This is a genomic window from Marinobacter lacisalsi (assembly GCF_042651045.1).
Classification (GTDB): Bacteria; Pseudomonadota; Gammaproteobacteria; order Pseudomonadales; family Oleiphilaceae; genus Marinobacter; species Marinobacter lacisalsi.
In genome coordinates this window covers 64544-86209 of record NZ_JBHSDI010000063.1, presented here as the reverse complement: position 1 = coordinate 86209, position 21666 = coordinate 64544, and the positions used below count along the sequence as shown (strand labels likewise).

The following is a 21666-nucleotide window of genomic DNA, read 5'->3' as shown; positions in this document are numbered from 1 at the left end:
CACCAGCGATTTCCATGAGGTTAATGGATCGTGGAATCCTTTGCAGCCCCCGGGTGGCCTTCACCCTCTTGCCGCTCCTGCTCACGCAGGTCCGCCAGACGCCGTGCAATGGCACCAAATACCGTGCCACGGGGGTAGTGCCCCTTGCGGTCCGCACGGCCTGCTGGTTTGCCCAACATCAGTTCAATCGCCTCTTCCACAGTGGTGACCGCGAAAATATGGAAGCGCTCTGCCCGGACAGCATCCACCACCCGGCTGTCCAGCATCAGGTTCTGCACGTTGGTCCTGGGCATGACAACGCCCTGCGTACCGGTAAAGCCCTTGATGTTACAGGTCTCGAAGAAGCCCTCTATTTTCTCGTTGGCCCCACCAATGGGTTGTACCTCACCAAACTGATTCAGGGAACCGGTAATAGCCAGGTCCTGGCGCACCGGGATACCGGACAGGGCAGACACCAGGGCACAAAGTTCGGCCACCGATGCGCTGTCGCCATCCACCTCACCGTAATTCTGCTCGAAGGTCAGGCTGGCCGACAGATGCATCGGATCTTTCGCGGCAAACCGCGACGAGAGCCAGGCACTGAGGATCATCACGCCCTTGGAGTGGATGTTGCCGCCAAGCTTGGCGTCGCGCTCGATGTCCAGCACATCCCCGTCGCCGTAGTAACAGGTAGCGGTGACACGGTTCGACAGCCCGAACTCGAACCCGCCGGTGGACAGCACCGATAAGGCATTGACCTGGCCGACACGCTTGCCCTCGGTACTGACCAGCGTTGAGCCATCACGGATCGAATCGTAGAACTGGTCGCGGATACGGCTGCTGCGGTAGCGGGCACTGTCCAGCGCCTGCTCAACGTGGCTGGCATGGATCAGCCGTGCTTTTGCCTGACGGGCCCAGTAGTCGGATTCCCTCAGCAGGTTGGCGATGTCGGCCGCATGCAGCGACAACCGTGCCTGGTGCTCAGCGGCGCGGGCGCTGTATTCGATGATCCGCGCTACCGCCTTGCGGTCACAGTGCAACAGGCCTTTCTCGTACACCAGGCTGGCGATGAACTTGGCATAAAGCAGCTGGCTTTCCGGGGTCCGCAGCATTTCGTTCTCGAAATCCGCCGTTACCCGGAAGAGTTCGGCGAATTCGGGGTCGTAGTCCTGCAGCAGCATCCAGGTTTCCCGGTCACCAAACAGCACAATCTTCACATCCAGCGGGATGGCCTCCGGCTCCAGGGAAATAGTGCCGGACAGGGTCAGTTCCCGCTCCAGGGAGTTGATGGTGATGGACTTGCTGCGCAGCGCTCGCTTGAGGCCGTCCCAGACGAAGGGCTGCTCCAGAACCTTGATGGCATCCATCAGCAGGTAGCCGCCGTTGGCCTTGTGCAGGCTGCCGGGGCGGATCAGGGAATAATCCGTAAACACGGTACCCTTGAAGGTGACGTTCTCCACATAACCAAACAGGTTGTGATAAGTGGGATTATCTTCCACCACCACCGGCACTTCATCGGTTTTCTGGTGCACCAGCAGGTTCACCAGGTAACGACGGGGCATTTTCTTGTCGAGGGAGGCGTAGGCGATGGCTGCCTGCTCCTCGTTATCGTCCAGGAAGATATCGAGGTTCTCCGCCAGATCCTCGCGGACGGACTCCAGGTACGCAACCACGTCCGGCTCCTTCGCATAGCGCCTGGCCAGTTCATCAAACTGGTGGCCGGAGATGGATTCCAGAGTTTCCTGATTCAGTGCCTGCTGCTTTTCGGCATATTCCTGTTCCCAGTCCGCAATCTTGCGCACGGCCTGCCGCAGCCTCTTTTCAAGCTTGTTGATATCGTCTTCAAACTTGTCCCGCTGGCTATCAGTCAGCTCGGCAAAACTTTCAGCGGTATGGGGCTCATCACCATTCATAGCCACCAACCGGTAGCCGCCGGGTGTGGTCAGGGTCAGGCTGACTTTCTTGCGCTTTGCCTGGTTTGCCACCTTTTCCAGTTCGTCTTCCTGTTTCTTGCCATACTCCGCCTTGAGCTGCTCGGCCCGCTCCAGAAAGGTGTCGCTGTCAAAGGTCTGGGGAATCATCTTGACCAGGCGGGCCATGAGTTTTTCCATGTCCTGCCTGAGATTGCCACCCTCACCCGCCGGCAGCCGGATCATCCGTGGCACCCTGGGGTCCTCGAAGTTGGCCACATAACACCAGTCAAAGGTCTTGTGCTCGTCGTCAGCGTGATGCTCCAGATATCGCAACATCATGGTGCGTTTGCCTAGGCCGTTACGGCCGACGGCATAAACGTTGTAGCCACCATGGGGCATGGAGAGCGCGAAACGAACCGCCTCCTGGGCGCGATTCTGCCCGACAATTTCAGCCAGGGGGTCCAACTGCCGGGTGGTCTTGAAGGGGAGGTCCTTGAGAACACATGCCTTGTAAAGCTGATTCAGGGGCAAAGCCTTCAATGTGATGTCCTGTTATGGTTTCCGGGTGGATGATAATGAGTGGCGCAAGGGAAAACCGACATTGTAGGGTGTTCGGGAACAACTGTCGCCTGTGGTTTGGTTGACTGACCGGAATGCGGACCAGTGCACGTTTCTTGCTTGGCACTGATTAAAGATTGACCCGATATGGCCGATAAATTGGAAAACGCTTTATCCCGAGACTCGGTTGTCACAACCACGATTCCGCAGTCGACCAGGGTGGTCAGGGAACCATTTTTCAGGGAGGTCAATGACGTGGAAATACTCAAGACACTGACCCATTCATTGTCGGCGCTTGATCGACCGGCAAAAACGCCAGCCAAGGAAGTGGTCAGGGTAGACGATACCCGGCCAGCGCCTGCCGAACCGGTAAGAGATCGCCGGATGCAGCCGGACCGGCGTCGACGGCAGCTGCCTTTCAAGGGCCCGGACCGGCGAAAGAAATCCAGCCGCAGGCGCGCGATGCTGCTACATCCGAGAACCGGCAAGGAAACCAGCCTTGAAGACCGGCGGGGTCGTAACATTCGAACCAGCGCCTGATACTGGCCGAAGCCGCCCCATCAGCAGAAGCAGGCTGCTATTTACAGCAGCCCGGCATCAAGACTGGCCGCCACGGTCATACCAAGGTCTCGACACTGGTCCTCGAAAGCATCCTGGTACTCGCCCCGGCACAACAGGGGCTCCTGCACCTGGCGCCAGCGCAGACCGGTAATGATGCTGTCGATGGCCCGATGGGTGCCGGTGCCATCACGGCCGGCGCGGATGTAGAACGTAAAGGGAAGACCCTGGGTTTCCTCCAGACAGGGGTAGTAACTGCGGTCGAAGAAGTCTTTCAGGGCACCACTCATGTAGCCCAGGTTCTCGGTAGTACCCAGCACGATAGCATCACACCACAGCACATCGTCAGGGCCTGCATCCAGCGGCGCCAGCACCCGGACTTCAACGTTCTCGATGTCCGGATGGCGAGCGCCGTCGGCAACCGCATCCCTGAGTTTGAGCGTGTTGGGCGAGGGTGCATGAGCGACGATCAGAAGTTTCTTCGCGTTTGCCATGGCTCAGCTCCCTCAGATGCCTCAGAGCAGTTCGTCGTTGGTTTCCTCCGCCTTCGCAGGCGCCTGCTCTTTCGACGCCGGCTTCGGCATCAGCTTATCACGAATGGCGGCCTCAATTTCATTGGCAACCTCAGGGTTCTCTTCCAGGTACTTGGCGGCGTTAGCCTTGCCCTGCCCGATCTTGTCACCCTTGTAGGCGTACCAGGCGCCGGACTTGTCCACGAAGCCTTCCTTGACACCCATGTCCACGACTTCCGCCATGTGGTAGATACCCTTGCCGTACATGATCTGGAACTCGGCCTGCCTGAAGGGTGGCGACACCTTGTTCTTGACCACCTTGACCCGGGTATCATTGCCCACCACTTCGTCACCTTCCTTGACGGAACCGATGCGACGGATATCCAGACGCACCGAGGAGTAGAACTTGAGGGCATTACCCCCGGTGGTGGTTTCCGGGCTGCCGAACATCACCCCGATCTTCATACGGATCTGGTTGATGAAGATAAGCAGGCAATTGGCGTGTTTGATGTTACCGGTCAGTTTCCGCAGCGCCTGGGACATCAGGCGGGCCTGCAGGCCCACATGACTGTCGCCCATTTCGCCCTCGATTTCCGCTTTCGGTGTCAGCGCGGCGACGGAGTCGACGATGATGACGTCTACCGCATTGGAGCGCACCAGCATGTCCGCGATTTCCAGGGCCTGCTCACCCGTATCCGGCTGGGAGACGAGCAGTTCGTCCACGTTCACGCCCAGCTTCTCGGCGTAGATGGGATCCAGGGCGTGCTCTGCGTCAATAAAGGCGCAGGTTTTGCCGTCTTTCTGGGCTTCGGCAATCACCTGAAGGGTCAGGGTGGTTTTACCGGAGCTTTCCGGACCGTAGATTTCACAGATCCGGCCATAGGGCAGCCCGCCAATGCCCAGAGCCACATCCAGCCCGAGCGAACCGGTGGACACCGCGGGAATGGCTTCCCGGGGCTGGTCGCCCATTTTCATGACGGCGCCCTTGCCGAACTGGCGTTCAATCTGGCTCAGTGCTGCGCTCAGTGCTTTATTGCGATTGTCTTCCATCAGTGCAAACCCCTCAATGTTCCCGGCCAGGCATCCAGACCGTTTACTGTATACTTGAACAGTATTAGATCACAGTCCCGATGCCAGACCAACCCCCATTTTTTCAAAACAGCCGCTGGCATCGCGTCACAACTTCTGAACGTAGTCGGCCAGACCCTGAAGGGCATAAACCACGCTCTGCCGCCGGACCGCATCCCGGTCACCGTCAAAATGGCAGCGATGAGCAACGATGCCAGTGGCCGGCGAACCCCAGGCAAACCACACGGTGCCCACCGGTTTGTCACCGCTACCGCCGTCCGGGCCGGCTACGCCACTGATGGCAACAGCAAAATCGGCTTCAGTCACTTTGACGGCCCCGGCCACCATCTGGCGAACCACGGATTCACTCACCGCTCCGTCCCGTTCAAGGTTTTCTGCAGAAACGTGCAAAAGTTCACGTTTCATGGCATTGCTGTAGGTCACCAGGCCACCCAGAACATACACGGAGGAACCCGGCCGGTCGGTAAGAGCCTTGACCACCCAGCCGCCAGTGCAGCTTTCCGCCGTCACCATGGTCTGCCCCCGCAGGGAGAGCAGATCCCCCAGATGGGCAGCGGCCTGTTCCATGGTTGAGTCTCTCAGCATCCGAAGCCTCCTCGTTTCATCCAGCGTCATATTTTCTTACAATCCGGTGGCCCCGGAGGTCGGTATGGAATTTACCGTTCCAACGACGGGGGACACCGGCATTTTTCGCCGATTCTACACCGGGATTCCGCAGACTCCACCAACTGGGCGCACAACATGTCGGCAGCGCAGAAAGATCTATCCAGCCATACCCCGATGATCAGACAGTACCTGAAGATCAAGGGGGAGCATCCGAACGAGCTGTTGTTCTACCGGATGGGCGATTTTTACGAACTGTTCTACGACGACGCAAAGAAAACCGCCGAACTGATCGACATCACCCTGACCGCCCGCGGGCAGTCCGGAGGCAGCCCGATTCCCATGGCCGGGGTACCCTATCATGCCGCCGAGAACTACATTGCCCGACTGGTAAGGGCAGGCCAGTCCATTGCCATCTGCGAGCAGATTGGCGATCCGGCCACCGCCAAGGGCCCGGTAGAGCGCAAGGTGGTGCGCATCATCACCCCCGGTACCCTGAGCGACGAAGCGTTTCTGGAAGACCGCCGGGATAACCTGCTGCTGGCGATTTTCAATCACCGGGAATGCTTCGGCATTGCCACCCTGGATATTTCCAGTGGCCGCTTTGCGGTTTCGGAAATCGAGGGCGTCGATGCCCTGCAGGAAGAAATCCAGCGCCTCCAGCCAGCCGAGGTGCTGATCAGCGAAGACTTCCCCTACGAGGACATCCTCAGTGGCCGCAGCGGCATCCGCCGCCAGGGGCCGTGGCTGTTCGAGGCCGACACCGCCCACCGCCTGCTCACCCAGCAACTGCAGGTGCGCGACCTGACGGGCTTTGGCTGCGAGGACCTGACCCTGGCCATCTGCGCCGCCGGCTGCCTGCTCCAGTACGCCCGGGAAACCCAGCGCACGGCGCTGCCCCATATCCGCAAACTCACCCGCGAACGGCGGGAAGATGCCGTGGTACTGGACGCCACCAGCCGCCGCAACCTGGAAATCGACACCAATCTGCTGGGCGGCCACCAGCACACCCTGGCCTGGGTTATGGACCGCACGGCCACCGCCATGGGTGCCCGCCAACTGAGGCGCTGGCTCAACCGCCCGCTGCGGGATTCCGAACAGGTCTACCAGCGCCAGCATGCCGTAGCCGCCCTGCTGGACGGATTCCACTACGAGCCGGTGCACGACCTGCTCAAGCGCGTGGGTGATATCGAGCGCATCCTGGCTCGGGTCGCCCTGCGCTCCGCCCGTCCCCGGGACCTGGCCCGGTTGCGGGATGCTTTTGCCGCCCTGCCCGACCTGCAGCAGGCCCTGAAGCCGGTCAGTTCCCATCATGTGGTCAGACTGGCCACCCTGATCAGCGAATACCCCGAGCTTGCGGACCTGCTGGAGCGGGCGGTCGTGGACAACCCGCCGGTGGTCATCCGGGACGGCGGCGTGATCCGCGAGGGCTTTGATGAAGAGCTGGATGAGCTGCGCAACATCAGCGAAAACGCCGGCCAGTACTTGCTGGACGTGGAAACCCGGGAACGGGAACGCACTGGCATCAGCACCTTGAAGGTGGGCTATAACCGGGTACACGGTTACTACATCGAGATCAGTCGGGCGCAATCGGATCAGGCCCCGGTGGACTATATCCGTCGGCAGACCCTGAAGAATGCCGAGCGATTCATTACCCCGGAACTCAAGGAATTCGAAGACAAGGCCCTGAGTGCCAAAAGCCGTGCCCTGGCACGGGAAAAGGGGCTGTACGACGACCTGCTGGAAGCTCTGGCGGAACAACTGGCACAGTTGCAGGACAGCGCCCAGGCCCTGGCCGAGCTTGACGTGCTGACCAACTTCGCCGAGCGTGCCACCAGCCTGCGCTTTACCGCCCCGGCGTTCCGCGAGGAGCCTGGGTTGGATATTGATGCCGGTCGACACCCGGTGGTAGAGCAATTGCTGGACGAGCCATTCGTACCCAATAACGTGCTGATGGACGAGCAGCGCCGGATGCTGGTGATAACCGGCCCCAATATGGGGGGTAAATCCACCTATATGCGACAGACCGCACTCATCGCCCTGCTCGCCTACTGCGGCAGCTTCGTGCCCGCGGACCGGGCGATACTGGGGCCGGTGGACCGCATCTTCACCCGCATGGGGTCGTCCGACGACATCGCCGGTGGCCGCTCCACGTTCATGGTGGAAATGACCGAGACCGCCAACATCCTCCACAATGCCAGCCGCCACAGCCTGGTATTGATGGATGAGGTTGGCCGCGGCACCAGTACCTTCGACGGGTTGTCGCTGGCCTGGGCCACCGCGGAGCACCTGGCCCGTGAAATCGGCTGCTATACCCTGTTCGCCACCCACTATTTCGAACTGACCCAGTTGGCTGACCAGCTCGACCATGCGGTGAACGTACACCTGACCGCCACCGAGCATGATGACAGCATCGTTTTCCTGCACACGGTGCACGATGGCCCGGCCAGCCAGAGTTACGGCCTTCAGGTCGCCCAGCTGGCGGGTGTACCCCAGTCGGTGATCGCCCAGGCACGTTCACAGCTGCACCGGCTGGAAGGTGAAAACAGCGAGCCGGTCACGCTGTCGGCTTCCCCTGCTCCGGAGCGCCAGGCAGCAAGCCCGGGGCGGCACGAGGCGTTCCAGGGCGACATGTTTGCCAGCCTGGAGCCCGGGCCGGTGGAGAAGGCACTGGCGGAACTGGATCCGGATGACATGACACCCAGACAGGCACTGGAGCGACTGTACGAACTCCGTCAGCTGATGGCCGATAAGGGCTGATGCCCCGACCATTGATACAGCTCATAAGGATATAGCGCTCTGGCGCTTGCGGGGCGGGCGGGGGCTCCCTACAATATCGACCTCAAAATATTGACGATCAGAATGAAGGGTGGCCGCACGCTGCCGCGGCGGGTTGGCGCACAGCTGGCCGTCGGGGAGTGCACCAGAACCACCCCACTGATGAGACAGACCACCAGACCAGGAATCTGACTATGACGTTTGTGGTTACCGACAACTGCATCAAGTGCAAGTACACGGACTGCGTGGAAGTATGTCCGGTGGACTGCTTTTACGAAGGCCCCAACTTTCTGGTGATTGACCCGGACGAGTGCATCGATTGCGCCCTGTGTGAGCCGGAGTGCCCGGCCGAGGCCATATTCTCGGAGGATGAGCTGCCTGCGGGTCAGGAGCCCTTTGTCGAGATCAACGCGGACCTCGCCGGCAAGTGGCCCAATATCACCGAAAAGAAAGACCCGCTTCCCGACGCGGAAGAATGGGATGGCAAGCCGGACAAGCTTCAGTACCTGGAGCGCTGAGCCGTCAGCAATCGGTTTCCGGATGACCTACAGCCACGCGCCATCCGGGAACGGAAGCCGTGAAATAAGAAAGGGGAGCGTCGGCTCCCCTTTTTCGTGGCTGTCAGGCCTCAAACTCATGATCTTCCGCTGCCAGCGACAGGCAGATGCTGCCAGGGCCGATGTAGATGCTGCTGGTAATGCCCATACGCGAGAGTAACAGTTCCACGCCATGCTCCTTGCAGGTCTCACGCAGGCGCTCCAGACCCGGCAGGGCCTCGATTTCCTCCCAACTCATACCACAGGAGATGGAAACAAACGGCGCCAGCAATCCGGCTTCCACCCGGGAGACGGCGTAGTTCATCACCTTTTCCACCGCCGCATCCATGGACCGGGTCTTCGCCGCCGGCTTGGCAACAACGCCCTTACCCCAGATAATCGGCGTGATGTTAAGGGCCTTGCCCAGGAAGGCCACAAGGCCCGATACACTTTTGTCACCCCGACGCCGGGCGCGCTCACGAATGTAACTCAGATCCTTCGGCACCACACAGATCCAGACGTTTTGGGCAAACTTTTCCACTTCGTGACGCAGGGCATTCTTCGAAAGGCCCTTGCCCAGGATGCTCATGGTGTAGGCCGCAAGCAGCCCCTGGCCGGCAAACAGCTGGCCGCTGTCGATAACCCGCATTGTGAAGTTGCCCTCAATACCAGCGTTTTCGCGAACCGCTCTGGCCTGGGCCATGACCATGTTCATGGCTTCCGAGGCATTGTTGTAAATCTCGCTGCGGGAACGGTCTACCGTCTCACAGATGGCAACATCGTAGTTAGGTACAACCTTTTCAAGGAACAGGTCCCGGATCTGTTCGGCAGAGAATGCCTCTGTCTCAGCATGATGCCCCTTCCCCAGCAACCCCTGCTGATAGAAGTTCTCCGTGGTCTCCGGATTATGGTCATCGACGAACGTCTGGTTATCGATCCTTGCGGTCAGCGGCAAGGTGAAAATGCCATGCTTGCGAATGAAATCAGGGGGAAGGTCGCACGCGGAATCCACAATCAGGCCAACTTTCATTTTATCCTCCAGTATGCTGGGCCGGCCGGATACTCGAAGTATCAGCCAGGCTCTTGTTTTTATATGTATCAAACATACACGTTTGCATAAAATAGTCGACTCTGGCCAGGATAAACCGTGCACTGGCGGATCACTTTTTACACTCGATGACATTCGATACCTGCCAGCGGGCTTACCAATATGGACAGCCGCTGCTGCGCGGTATCACGAAGCCCACGCGGCCCGGTATACTCCGCACAAATCGTGACAGGACAGGATCTTCGAAAGCATGGCCCAGACCTATGATGTGGTGATTATCGGCGCCGGGGCGGCGGGACTGATGTGTGCGGCCACCGCCGGTTACCGTGGGCGCCGGGTGCTGATCATCGATCATGCGAATAAGCCGGGCAAGAAGATCCTGATGTCCGGTGGGGGGCGCTGTAATTTCACCAACCTCAACAGCACACCGGCCAATTTCCTGTCGGACAACCCCCACTTCTGTATCTCGGCCCTCAAGCGATACACGCCCCAGGACTTCCTGGAGCTGGTTGAACGCCACGGCATTGAGCACGAGGAGAAAGCCGCCGGGCAACTGTTCTGCCACCAAAGCGCCAAAGACCTGCTGGACATGCTGCTGACGGAATGCGAGTGGGCCGGCGCTGATCTGCGCCTCAAAACCAGCGTTGAGTCAGTACGGTCACAGGCCGGGGGTTATCACCTGAAGACCAGTAGCGGCGCCATAGAATGCGAAGCGCTGGTTATTGCAACCGGCGGGCTGTCCATACCCACCATGGGCGCCACCGGGTTCGGTTATGATATTGCCCGCCAGTTCGGGCTGTCGATACTGCCTACCCGTGCCGGCCTGGTGCCCTTTACGCTGCATGCGGAGCTGAAACAACAACTGGCGCCGATGGCAGGGATCAGTTGCCCGGTGGACGTTCACTGCAACGGCGAGCATTTTCGTGAACCCATGCTGGTCACCCACCGTGGCCTGAGCGGCCCGGCCATGCTGCAGATATCAAGTTTCTGGCACCCTGGCGACCCTCTGTCCATTAATCTGGTTCCGGGACAGGATCCACTGGCCGAACTGCAAGCGCTGAAACAGCAACAGCCCTCCCTGAGCCTGGAACGCTACCTGACCCGGACCCTGCCAAAACGGTTTGCCCAGTCTTTCGCAACCATGAACAACTGGCAGGGGCCCCTGCAGGAATACCGTAACAGTGATCTGGAAGCCGCGGCAGACACCCTGTCACGCTGGACAATACGGCCGGCGGGCACCGAGGGCTACCGCACTGCGGAAGTTACCCTGGGGGGCGTGGATACCCGGCAGCTGTCTTCCAGGTCCATGGCGGCGCGTGACGTTCCGGGGCTATACTTCATTGGTGAAGTCGTCGATGTAACGGGGCATCTGGGCGGTCACAATTTCCAGTGGGCCTGGGCCTCAGGTGTCGCCGCCGGCAACATTGCCTGACCATTAAACACCTTGACAATGCAGATCGTCATCACAGGCTTCGTACCTCACCTCCCCCAAAAGACCAATATTTGCACATGCGGTTATGGGTTAGACCGATCGCAACCCCCTACCATCGAGTTCAGGCTTACTCAGCGGGTAGTCAGCTGATCCGGTTCTGACAATGGCCAGCAACATCCGACAACCAAGTTCTGACGCTCAGGAATATAACAATATGAAACTCGCAACACTAAAACAGTCAGTCCTTACCAACTCAGCAGCTGCTGCCGGCGCATTGCTGATCTCCAGTGCCGCCCTGGCGACAGGCGGCGGTGGCATTGGTGGCGACCCCACCGACGAATACGCGTCTTCGGGCTCCTACGCCACCACCTCCGATAGCGCGGGCATGAATTGCACGGTCTATCGTCCGCGCGATGTTCCAGACGGTGCGCCACTGATTCTCTGGGGCAACGGTACCGGCGGCAGCCCGTCCACCTACGGTGAAGGCCTGGAACACTGGGCGTCCTATGGCTTTGTCGTGGCCGCCGCCAACACCTCCAATGCCGGTTCCGGTGAGGAAATGCTGGATTGCATCGACGCTGTTCGCGGCTCCAGCTACGGCAGCAATGTCGATTTCTCGGAGATCGGTGCTTCCGGCCACTCCCAGGGTGGCGGCGGCACCATCATGGCAGCGCGCGACAGCCGCATTACCGCTACTGTGCCTTTCCAGCCTTACATTCGGGGCCTCGGGCACGACCCCAGCTCACAGGATCAGCAGACTGCGCCCATGCTGCTGCTCTCCGGCAGTTCCGACAACCTTGCAGGCCCGGCTCAGAATCAGCGCCCGGTATTCGATCGTGTTGATGTACCGGTTTTCTGGGCCACTCTCGACGGCGCAGGCCACTTCGAGCCCACGGGAGACTTTGGTGATTTCCGCGGCATCAGCACCGCCTGGTGGCTGTTCCAGCTGCAGGGCGACGATAAGGCTGCCGAGCTGTTCACAGGGCCTTGCAGCGCCTGTGATCTCAGTGGTTGGGATATGCAGCGCAAGGGTCTGTAACCCAGGCAGGCGTATAGCGCAGACCACGGGCCGGGCCTTGTGCCCGGCTTTTTTCATTGAAGGTGTAAACATCGGTTTTTGTTAAGGGGTTCCTGTTACACCGGCGCGATTCAGGGCACACTGAAAACAATTGTTACAACACCACCACAACAACGACATTGACAATTCAAGGGGGCTCGCACCATGGACTTCAACGCCAGAGTGATCCCGCTACACCTGCATCCTCTCGGATTCATCGAAGTTTTTGTCCGCCACGGGGCCAATCTAAGCGATCTCCTCAGAGGTACCGGTATTTCACCGGCGATGTTCGACATGCAGGACATCCGTATCAGCTACATGCAACAGCAGACCCTGGTCCGCAATGGCATCCAGCACTGCCGCAAACCGGGGCTTGGCCTGATTGTTGGCATGGAAATGGACTGGAGCTTCTGGGGCACCCTCGGGTATATCATCCATTCCAGCCCCAGCCTGAAAGAGGCCGGGGAGGCGTTCCGTCGTTACCTGGTTATTGCACAGCCCTATTACGCAATGATGGTGTCACAGCCGACCACCTTTATCGACTGCAATCGCAGAGTGGTGGATCCGCTGACCTACTCTGCGGATGACATCTACGACGAAGACGTACGCATGTTTACCCTGGAATTCCGCGTCGCCATTACAGCGCGGGTCTGGACCCTGTGCGGCAACCCGGATGCCCGCGATTCCGAAGTGCATGTGACACTGGACTATCCGGAGCCTGCCCACGTTGACCTGTACAGCGAGCTGCCCTGCAAGTCGGTCACTTTCGGCACCGACCAGACGGCCATCTCGGCAGACTACAACTATGTTATCAAGCCATTCCGGCCCTATCGCCGCCGGGCTTACCGCAAACTGATCCAGCAATGTGAGCAGGAGCTGAACCAGGCACCGGTGGACATCACATTTACTGACCGGGTGCGCTGGCACATCCGCTCGCACTTCAACCCGGCTATCGATCTGGAGCAGGTGGCCCAGGGCATGCAGATGCCCCCGCGCTCCCTGACCCGACGCCTGGCGGCGGAGAAGACCTCCTTCCGCAAGCTGCTCCACTCCGTCAGGATGGAGATTGCCACCCATCAGCTTCGGTCATCCGGCCTGAGCGTTGACGAAGTGGCCGAAATTGTCGGCTTCTCCTGCGCGTCCAGCCTGCGCAGGGCGATGAAGAAGTGGTCAGGAACCACCATATCCCATATTCGTGAGCAACAGGGTATTGAGGAGCTGACTCCGTGAGCACCCGCGTCAACCGTCCGAAAAAAAATACACCCCCTTCGCGCCCGAACAACCGGACCGCACTGTTTGCTACCGGCGCAGTGGTGCTGGGTGGGGTCGCCGTTGCCATCTGGGCGGGGGGCAAGGCTCTGATTCCCGACGCTCCGCCGGCAGAGCAGGCCGTCGAGCAGCCGGCACAACCAGTGCAACCTGCTGCCCCCCGGGAGCAGGCGCCGCCTACTGAACCGGAAACCCAGTTGTTTTCCGACTCCATGCTCGCTGCTGAGGAAGAGGAACCTGAAGAGCCGGCGCAACCTGAGCAGGCTGAAAATGAAACAAACATTCCCTTCAAGCTGGAGGAGGTGGCCTCTGCCCTGAGCCATATCGAGCTGGACGAGAACGGTGATATCGTACTCAACGAAACCGTCCAGACCGTACTGGAGCGGGCTTTCCTCGATGCCCGCGCCACCATGAACGAAGAACAGCTGGCGGAACTGAAAGCCATGATTGAAGCCGGCCTTGGCGGTCAGGCTGGCGAGCAGGCCGTGCAGATCGCAGACAAGTTCTATCGATACAGCAATGCGTTCCAGGAAATATCAGACACCCTGGCAGTACGAAGTGACCCCCAGTCGCTGCGTCAGGATTACGAGCAGATTACCCGGCTGCGCCGCGCCCATCTTGGCCCCGAACTCGCTGACCAGCTATACGCCCGCGAGGAACAGATGACCCGGTACACCCTTGAGGTCATGGAAATCCAGGCCGACCCGGACCTGACGCCGGAACAGCGCACGGAAAAGCAACAGGAGCTGGCCGCCCGTTACCCGGAAGTGATGCCCAACGGCGGCGAGACTGACGAAGACCCGTCCGACGAACAGATCACCAACTGATTCCCCGTTTGCAGGCCTGACGTCAATATCGGCTGGCGTCAGGCCTGGACCCTCTGCCCGCCCCCATTCCGTTCAGACCTGAGCCCGGGACTGCTTTGGCTCTGGCCCGAACCTGGCGCCCACCAGCAGCAGTACCGGCGTCAAAAGCAGCGTCAGGAAGGTCGCAAAGGCCAGCCCTCCGGCTATGGCGCTGGATAGCTGTGTCCACCACTGGGTGGAAGGCGCGTTAATTCCGAGGGCCGGTGTCAGCAGGTCCACGTTCACGCTGAGCACCATGGGCATCAGCCCCAGGATGGTGGTAATCGCCGTCAGCAATACCGGCCGCAGGCGCAGGCAGCCGGTTTCCAGGGCAGCCTCCAGCGGCGCGGTCCCCTCAGCCCGCATCTGATTGAACGTGTCGATCAGGATGATGTTGTTATTGACCACAATGCCCGCCAGCGCAATGATCCCCATGCCCACCATGACCACCCCGAAGGCCTGGCCGTTCAGCAACAGCCCCAGCAATACGCCGGCGGTCGACAATACGATGGCGGACAGGATCAGCAGCGTCTGGTAAAGGGAGTTGAACTGAGTCACCAGGATGAGAGTCATCAGCCCGATCGCGACCATAAAAGCGGTCCCCAGGAAGGACATGGTGCGTCGCTGTTCCTCGTCTTCTCCGCCGTACAGTACATTGACACCGGCTGGCGGCTCCGGCAGACGCTCCCGTAGCTGGTTCAGCTGCGCGTTGGCATTGGCGTCAGGCCCAACGTCCGACTTCACGGTGACGGCCCGCTCGCCGTCAAGACGGGCAATGGTGCCGGTCTTGGGCGACGGTTGCAGGCTGACAAACTGAGACAGGGGCACCTGACCCCGGGAGGTATTCAGGGTCTGGCGCTCGAACTGGTCCAGCTCCCGCCAGGCTGCCGGCACCCGCACCGCAATATCCACCTCGTCGCGCACTTCCGCAGGCCGATAGGTAGCCAGCACCAGGCCATTCGTCACCAGCCTCACGGAACTGCCAATACTGACTACATCAGTGCCGAAACGCGCGGCAGCCTCACGATCCACTTCCAGGCGCCACTCAATACCCGGCAAGCTGCGATTGTCTTCCACATCACTGAAACCGCCGATGTCCCGCATAATGTCCCGGACCTGACCGGCATAAGCTTCAAGGGCCTCGTAATCATCGCCGGTAATCATGACCTCAATCGGCTTGCCGCCGCCAGGTCCCTCTTCCTGCTGACGGAATTCCAGCACGATACCTGGTATGTCCCGGGTCATTTCCCGGAACTGGGACAGGATCTCCGATGCCGGCCGGCGCTGGTCCCAGTCCGCGAACTGGAACTGGAGCGTGCCAATGACGTCCGGCGCCATCTGCTGATCAGGGCTGACCATCGACCGTGCATATAACGACGCCACTTCGGGCATGCCGGACAGGCGCTGCTCCACCTGACGGACAATGGCATCGCGTTCATGGATGGACAGGTCACCCCTGGCCCGCACATGGACCTGGGCGGACTCGGGTTCCACCTCGGGGAAGAACTCCAGGCCATGGTGGAATACCTTGTAACTCCAGCCGATGGCAGCAATGATCAGCAGCGCTCCCAGCAGGGTCAGCCAGGGAGCGTGCAGCAGGCTCCCGAGTACACGCCGGTAGCCTTTTACAAAGGCGCCCTCCCCCCTGGTCGCCTTGACACGCTGACCACCGCTGACACCCCCCATAACCGGCAGGAACACCAGCGCCATGGCCAGGGAAGCCGTCAGACAGACTATCACCGTCGCAGGCAGGTACTTCATGAACTCGCCAACTGTGTCCGGCCAGAACAATAGCGGCACGAACACCGCCAGCGTGGTGGCTGTCGACGCAATCACCGGCCAGGCCATGCGGCTTGCCGCCTCGGCCCAGGCTGTTGGTGCCGGCATGCCCTCCGAGAGGTTCCGGTCCGCCAGTTCCGATACCACGATAGCCCCATCCACCAGCATCCCGGCCACCAGGATCAGACTGAACAGGACCACAATGTTGAGGGTATAGCCGATACCCCATATCAGCAGGATACCGCTGAGAAACGCGCCCGGAATGGTAATACCCACCAGGGCGGCTGAACGCGGGCCCATGGCCGCGATAACCACGATCACCACCAGCACGATGGCGGTCAGCACATTGTTGAGCAGGTCCGACAGGATGTTCCGCACATCGTCCGACTGGTCCATGGTGTAGCGGACCTCAAGGTCCTCCGGCAGACGGGGTCCGGCAGCATCCATCAGCCCGCGCACCTTTGCCACCGTCTCCAGGATGTTGGCACCGGCGCGCTTGGAAACTTCCAGCACCACCGCCGGTTCACCGTTTATGCGGGCGAAGCCGGTCGGATCCTTGAAGGTCCGCTGTAACATGGCCACGTCGCCGAAGGTCACCACCCGGTCACCGCTGACCTTGACCGGCATGGCCATGACGTCTTCGACATCCTCCACCACGCCGGGCACCTTGATGGCCAGACGGCCCTGCCCGTTGTCCAGGCTGCCCGCGGCGACCAGCTGATTGTTGCGACGCACCAGGCTGGCCAGCTGATCGTAGTCGACACCATAGCTCTCCAGTACCTGGGGGTTCACCACGATTTCCAGCAGGTCTTCACGGTCGCCACCGATTTCCACCTCCAGCACCTCCGGAATGGCCTCAATGGCGTCCTGCAGCTCCCGCGCAACGGTAATCAGTTCCCGTTCCGAGAGTGGTCCGGAAAGGCCAATGGAGAGGATCGGAAACAGCGACACATTGATCTCGTGAACCCGGGGCTCATCCGCTTCCGATGGCAGCTCCGCTCTGGCGGTATCCACTTTCTCACGCACGTCCTGGAGCGCCTGGTCCGGATTGAAACCGGCGTCGAACTCCAGTATCACGGCGGCGTAGCCTTCCGCGGCGTTACTGCGCATCTCCTTGATGCCCTCAAGGGAACGCAGCTCCTGCTCCAGCGGGCGCACCAGCAAACGCTCCCCGTCCTCAGGGCTGATGCCCTCAAGGGTGACCGACACATAGATGGTGGGAATGGTAACGTCGGGGTTGGATTCCTTGGGGATGGTTATGAAGGCCGCCGCGCCCCCCAGCAACAGAAACAGCAGGAGCAGCAAGGTGGTGCGGCTTCGGTCCATGGCCGCATAGATGAGTGTCCGCATGCCTCAGCCCCCGCTTTTTGCAGAAACGGGACGGACCTTCTGGCCCCGGGCCACAAAGCCACCACCACGGGTGATCAGCCGCACCGGGAATCTGACACCGGACACCCAGGCACCCTCAGTGCCCACACTGAGCAGGCTTACCCGGGTAAACTCTACCGTATCATCGCCTGTGACATGCAGGACACCCGGGCGCCCGTCAGGCCCCAGGGTAAGCAGAGCCGGTGACAGGAACAGCGCCTCCACCGGCGGCTGCTCGATGCTTATGGAGGCACTGCCGCCAGCAATGCGGTAGCCTTCGGGGTTGTCCAGCCGGGCCTCGATCCTGAAGCTACGGGTCTCCGGGTCGGCGGCACTGGCGACGAAGGTCAGCTCGCCCTCCAGTTCACGGCCATCCAGCAGGCTGACGGTCACGGCCTGACCCGGGGCAATCTGACCGGCCTGGTGTTGCGGTACAAACCCGGTCACTTTCAGCACATCCACCTGAACCAGCTCAACCAGCGGCTCGCCCGCCTGGACAAAGGTGCCGGTTTCCACATGGCGAGCGTTGATGACGCCGTCGAAGGGCGCCTCCGGCGTGAGGTAGGTCAGTGCCAGGTTGGCCTGACGGAGCTCAGCCCGGGCCGCCGCCAGCTCCGATTCCAGGCGCATCTGTTCGGTTTCGGACACCAGCCTCTGCGACCGCAGCCGGTTTGCCGCCGCCAGGTCTGCCTCCAGTTGCCGGACCCGGGCCCGGGCGCCGGCAGCCGCTGCCGGCCGGTCGTCACCGGACAGGTTCAGCAGGGTATCGCCGGCACTGACTTTATCCCCGAGAGAGACAGCAAGGTCTTCCACCACACCCCCGAGACGGGCACTCACTTCCAGCCTGCGCCAGGGCTCCACCTGCCCCTGGAGACGAATGTCGGGACGAAAGGTTTCCGCCCGGCGCAGATCTATCTCCACCGATGGCAGCTCAGCGCTGCTCCCTTCGGGTCGGTCGGGCGCCTCGTCTGTGGCCGATCGAATGTCACCTGTAGCCAGCCAGATAACAAGTCCCACCAACAGCACCAGAGAAAGGCCAATGGAACTCCATTTTATTCTCGACATACCGGCAATCGCTCCCTCTAGCGTCTGGTGTTCCATGTGGTGTCAGCAAACCCCGAAGGCAGAGCGTCCACGGTTTTCCCCACAAATTCAATCATTTTTACAGAAAGCCAGGCCTGCCTCAAACGGACGTTTAGACAACGCAGCCGGGGTCGGAGTCAATTCACTGGCCTGGTAATTGCAGCGCCCATGGCAGCCATGCCAGTCGTCCGGATACGGCATTCGGCCCTATGACTCCAACCCTCAAAGGACTGATTCCAGGGAGGCACCATGATGTCAGCAGCCAAGCAGTCACCTAACCCCTCGCAAAGGCCCCGCGCGACCGATTATCTGATCGCCTCAAAACGATGCGAACTCAGAAATCTGGAACGCTTCCTTCAGATGGGCAAACTGGTGCTCAGCGTTGGCAACCTGATCCATGAACTGCAGCGGGAACGGGGCGCTTCCAATGTGTTCCTTGGCTCCGGTGGTCGTCGATTCTCCGGGGAGCTGGCGGACATGATCGACAGTACCCTGCGCCAGCAGGAGGCCTTCGAGCATGAACTGATGGAAATCCAGTGCGAGCTGACCCAGGACCCTGCCAGCACCAGCCTTCTCAACAGTCTTGCTGCGGCCCTGCACGGACTGGAGTCGCTGCCGGCGCTGCGCCAGCAGGTCCGCCGCCAGTCCATTTCGGCCGAGGCCGCCATTGATGCCTATATTGACCGCATCAGGCACTTGCTGACAGTGGTGTTCGAGGCAGCGGAAACGGTGGTTGACCCCACCATCGCCGGCATGATGGTGGCCATGGTAAATCTGATGCAGGGCAAGGAAATGGCCGGGCAGGAACGGGCTGTCGGATCCTTGGGTTTCTCCCGCGGGCACTTTGATCACGCACTGTCACAGCGCATCATGCACCTTATTGACGCACAGGAGCGCGCATTCCCGGTGTTCGAGCGCTTCGCCGATGAGGAGATACGGGCGCTCTGGAAACGGCACAACCGGGAAGATTTCTGGCAGGAGTTGAAACATCTGCGGGGCCTGGCCTGTTCTGTAGGTCGCTACAGGGAACTGGATACTGATCTGGCCGACCAGTGGTTCGACCTGATGACCGCGCGCATCGACGAACTCAAGAAAATCGAAGGGGTACTGGAGGACCATTTTCACCGTCGCTGCATTGCCCGTTACACCGAAGCCCGTAACGCCCTCACCCATGAACAGAACCTGATGGAAAGCCTGGATGACAGCGGGCACGCGCCTGACCCGGTACTCGTGGTCTGCTCCAGCGAGAGCGGAGGTGAAACCAGCCAGTACCGCAGTGATGGCATGGGCCAGAAGCTCGGTCGATCGGTTTTTGACCTGGTCCAGCAACAGGCACTGCGCCTTGAGCAGCTCAGTGGTGAACTGCGCGTCGCCCGGGACGCCCTGGAGGACCGGCGAACCCTGGAAAAAGCCGTGCTGTTGCTGATGAAGCACCATCAGATTTCCGATGACGAAGCCCACAAACAACTGCGCAAAGTGGCTATGGACCAGGGCCGCAAACTGACCGAGGTGGCCCGGTCGGTGCTGGAAATGACCGACCTGCTGCGTTGACTCGCCGCTGCCATAGTTCCGATTCAGAACCATGACAGCTTGGCAGGTCCCCAACCGATCCCGCCAGAGCGTCGTTCAACCAGCAGTCAGGCCGCCGGGCCGGAGTTCAGCACGCCCTCCAGGTCGGATACATCCACCAGCGGATCATCCAGGTCGAGCAGGACCTCCGACCGGGCCAGGGTCCAGGCACGCCCCGTGATGTCGGTGCTGACAGCCCGGTAATGGCTCACCGTCGTCTCCCCCAGCAGCCGCCCGAGGAACGAGCTGCCCTTGGGCGACACAGTCTCCAGGGTTTCCCCCACCTGCAGCTCACCGTTCTCGTACATCACCGCCATCCGTGCCGTGGTGCCGGTGCCGGTGGGGCTGCGGCAGATAACGCCGGGGTGTACGTAGGTGGCGGATCGGGAACGGTACCCACCCTCCACGGGTTCCAGTGGCCCCATGAAGTGGGCGAACGGCAAGGGCCCCACATCACCCAGTTCAGGGTGCTGGTCAGTGACCACCGGTCGCGCAGCCTCCACCAGGGCCATGCCGAATTCCTCCATACGTCTTACTTCCCCGGGCATCAATCCAAACCCCAGAGACTCGGCATCCACCAGGGCGAAATAGGCGCCGCTCCAGACCAGGTCAAAACGGACCTCGCCCCACCCGGGCACCTCGACTTTCATGTTCTGTTCACACACGAACGCGGGTTCGCTGCGAGTGGTCACCGACTGCACCCGGCCATTCACATTATGGGCGGTCACCCAGGCCAGGCCGGCAGGTGACTCCAGCACCAGCGTCTGCTCGCCATCTTCCATGGGCACCACACCGTTCTCCAGTATGGCGGCCGCCGTGCAGATCGTGTTGGAGCCGGAATACAGCGGGTAGCCCATGGCCTCCATGATGATATAGCCAGCCTGGGCCTGCGGGTGGTCCGGTGGCACGATCAGGTCCACCGACATGAAAGGATCGCCGTAGGGTTCATTCAGCAGCCAGCGGCGAAAGCCATCGCCATACTTCTGGATATAGCGCATCTGCTCCAGAACCGAGCCACCGGGCAGGTGCCCGACGCCCCGGGTTATGATGCGGCTGACATCACCACCGGACTGCATATCCACCAACTCAATGGCGCGGGTGCGATGATGAGGTGTCCTGCGAAGTTCAGACACCGGCATAGGCAACTCCTCTTATCTCACACAGACTGTCGGGAACACCCACCAGCCTGGCAATGGTCTGCTTGGTCACGAACCCGGTCCGGGCCCGTTGAACATCCGACCGCCGGAATGGCCGGCACGACAAGCACCGACTCTGTTCTTCACTGTAGTTCAGACGACGACACACGTCTTTCCTCGGGCCCGGCATTATCGGGCAATCACCCGGTACACCGGCCGAAGCCTGGGAATCTGTTTGAGCACCACCTGGATGACCGTCATCAACGGCACGGCCAGGAGCACTCCGACAGGTCCCCACAGCCACCCCCAGAAAAAGATGGCTACGAAAATGATAACGGGATTGATTGCCATCCTGAAACCGTGAATCCAGGGTTCAATGAAGAACCCCACCAGCGACGTGAGTACGAGATTCCGCCGTTGGCCGGTGAGTACTGGCATCTTCCTGAGTCATGGGCGCGTCCGGGCTGTGGGCTTGATGTTGGATGCGACTTTTTATGATGTCGCGAACGGGTTAGTCTAGTTGCTCCAACATCCGTCAAACAATAACAATGATA

Annotated in this window: 16 protein-coding genes and 1 pseudogene; 8 read left to right on the top strand and 9 right to left on the bottom strand. The window is 60.5% G+C overall.

Annotation, left to right across the window (positions count from 1 at the left end):
* Positions 1 to 20: 20 nt before the first annotated feature.
* Positions 21 to 2432 (bottom strand): Lon protease family protein, encoded by a 2412-nt coding sequence (locus tag ACFOZ5_RS18815; RefSeq protein WP_379890249.1) that lies wholly within the window; start codon positions 2430 to 2432, stop codon positions 21 to 23.
* A 273-nt stretch (positions 2433 to 2705) separates the two neighbouring features.
* Here ACFOZ5_RS18815 and ACFOZ5_RS18810 point away from each other — a divergent pair, with 273 nt between their 5' ends.
* The gene (locus ACFOZ5_RS18810) at positions 2706 to 2990 is read left to right on the top strand and encodes a hypothetical protein (RefSeq protein WP_379890247.1); all 285 of its coding nucleotides are present in this window, start codon (positions 2706 to 2708) and stop codon (positions 2988 to 2990) included.
* Between the two features lie 41 nt (positions 2991 to 3031).
* Here ACFOZ5_RS18810 and ACFOZ5_RS18805 read toward each other — a convergent pair whose 3' ends face one another.
* From ACFOZ5_RS18805 to ACFOZ5_RS18795, 3 genes are all read right to left on the bottom strand, one after another.
* Positions 3032 to 3502, bottom strand: a complete 471-nt coding sequence (locus ACFOZ5_RS18805) for a flavodoxin family protein (RefSeq protein WP_379890245.1) — start codon at positions 3500 to 3502, stop codon at positions 3032 to 3034.
* Positions 3503 to 3523: 21 nt separating this feature from the next.
* The gene (recA, locus tag ACFOZ5_RS18800; protein WP_379890243.1) at positions 3524 to 4570 is read right to left on the bottom strand and encodes a recombinase RecA; all 1047 of its coding nucleotides are present in this window, start codon (positions 4568 to 4570) and stop codon (positions 3524 to 3526) included.
* Between the two features lie 126 nt (positions 4571 to 4696).
* Positions 4697 to 5194 carry a CinA family protein gene (locus ACFOZ5_RS18795; protein ID WP_379890241.1) on the bottom strand — a complete coding sequence of 166 codons (498 nt, stop codon included), beginning with the start codon at positions 5192 to 5194 and terminating at the stop codon, positions 4697 to 4699.
* Positions 5195 to 5350: 156 nt separating this feature from the next.
* Between ACFOZ5_RS18795 and mutS the strand changes: the two genes are divergently transcribed.
* Both mutS and fdxA read left to right on the top strand, forming a co-directional pair.
* Positions 5351 to 7972 carry a DNA mismatch repair protein MutS gene (mutS, locus tag ACFOZ5_RS18790; protein ID WP_379890239.1) on the top strand — a complete coding sequence of 874 codons (2622 nt, stop codon included), beginning with the start codon at positions 5351 to 5353 and terminating at the stop codon, positions 7970 to 7972.
* 212 nt (positions 7973 to 8184) lie between these two features.
* On the top strand, positions 8185 to 8508 hold the full coding sequence (fdxA, locus tag ACFOZ5_RS18785) for a ferredoxin FdxA (protein ID WP_379890237.1): 324 nt from the start codon (positions 8185 to 8187) through the stop codon (positions 8506 to 8508).
* A gap of 103 nt (positions 8509 to 8611) precedes the next feature.
* Here fdxA and ACFOZ5_RS18780 read toward each other — a convergent pair whose 3' ends face one another.
* Positions 8612 to 9556, bottom strand: coding sequence for a DegV family protein (locus ACFOZ5_RS18780; RefSeq protein ID WP_379890235.1), 945 nt, complete (start codon positions 9554 to 9556; stop codon positions 8612 to 8614).
* A gap of 268 nt (positions 9557 to 9824) precedes the next feature.
* Between ACFOZ5_RS18780 and ACFOZ5_RS18775 the strand changes: the two genes are divergently transcribed.
* The 4 genes from ACFOZ5_RS18775 to ACFOZ5_RS18760 all read left to right on the top strand — a co-directional run bounded on the left by ACFOZ5_RS18775 (position 9825) and on the right by ACFOZ5_RS18760 (position 14159).
* Entirely contained in the window at positions 9825 to 11006 is a 1182-nt protein-coding gene (locus tag ACFOZ5_RS18775) for a BaiN/RdsA family NAD(P)/FAD-dependent oxidoreductase (RefSeq protein ID WP_379890233.1), read from the top strand.
* Positions 11007 to 11220: 214 nt separating this feature from the next.
* Positions 11221 to 12045, top strand: coding sequence for an alpha/beta hydrolase family protein (locus ACFOZ5_RS18770; RefSeq protein WP_379890231.1), 825 nt, complete (start codon positions 11221 to 11223; stop codon positions 12043 to 12045).
* 183 nt (positions 12046 to 12228) lie between these two features.
* Entirely contained in the window at positions 12229 to 13293 is a 1065-nt protein-coding gene (locus ACFOZ5_RS18765; RefSeq protein ID WP_379890229.1) for an AraC family transcriptional regulator, read from the top strand.
* A complete protein-coding gene (locus tag ACFOZ5_RS18760; RefSeq protein ID WP_379890227.1) occupies positions 13290 to 14159 on the top strand; it encodes a lipase secretion chaperone in 870 nt (289 codons plus the stop codon). Before ACFOZ5_RS18765 ends, ACFOZ5_RS18760 begins: the two co-directional genes overlap by 4 nt.
* Before the next feature lie 72 nt (positions 14160 to 14231).
* On the opposite strand, the gene ACFOZ5_RS18755 is transcribed toward ACFOZ5_RS18760, so the two are convergent.
* Both ACFOZ5_RS18755 and ACFOZ5_RS18750 read right to left on the bottom strand, forming a co-directional pair.
* Positions 14232 to 17306: an efflux RND transporter permease subunit gene (locus ACFOZ5_RS18755; protein ID WP_379890225.1), complete on the bottom strand. Its 3075-nt coding sequence runs from the start codon at positions 17304 to 17306 to the stop codon at positions 14232 to 14234.
* Between the two features lie 3 nt (positions 17307 to 17309).
* Positions 17310 to 18389 (bottom strand): efflux RND transporter periplasmic adaptor subunit, encoded by a 1080-nt coding sequence (locus tag ACFOZ5_RS18750; protein ID WP_379890223.1) that lies wholly within the window; start codon positions 18387 to 18389, stop codon positions 17310 to 17312.
* A 267-nt stretch (positions 18390 to 18656) separates the two neighbouring features.
* Between ACFOZ5_RS18750 and ACFOZ5_RS18745 the strand changes: the two genes are divergently transcribed.
* Positions 18657 to 19958 carry a nitrate- and nitrite sensing domain-containing protein gene (locus ACFOZ5_RS18745; protein WP_379890221.1) on the top strand — a complete coding sequence of 434 codons (1302 nt, stop codon included), beginning with the start codon at positions 18657 to 18659 and terminating at the stop codon, positions 19956 to 19958.
* Between the two features lie 86 nt (positions 19959 to 20044).
* Here ACFOZ5_RS18745 and ACFOZ5_RS18740 read toward each other — a convergent pair whose 3' ends face one another.
* The gene (locus ACFOZ5_RS18740) at positions 20045 to 21115 is read right to left on the bottom strand and encodes a proline racemase family protein (protein ID WP_379890219.1); all 1071 of its coding nucleotides are present in this window, start codon (positions 21113 to 21115) and stop codon (positions 20045 to 20047) included.
* Positions 21116 to 21301: 186 nt separating this feature from the next.
* Positions 21302 to 21520: pseudogene (locus ACFOZ5_RS18735) on the bottom strand (AI-2E family transporter); the annotation flags it as partial.
* Between the last annotated feature and the right edge of the window lie 146 nt (positions 21521 to 21666).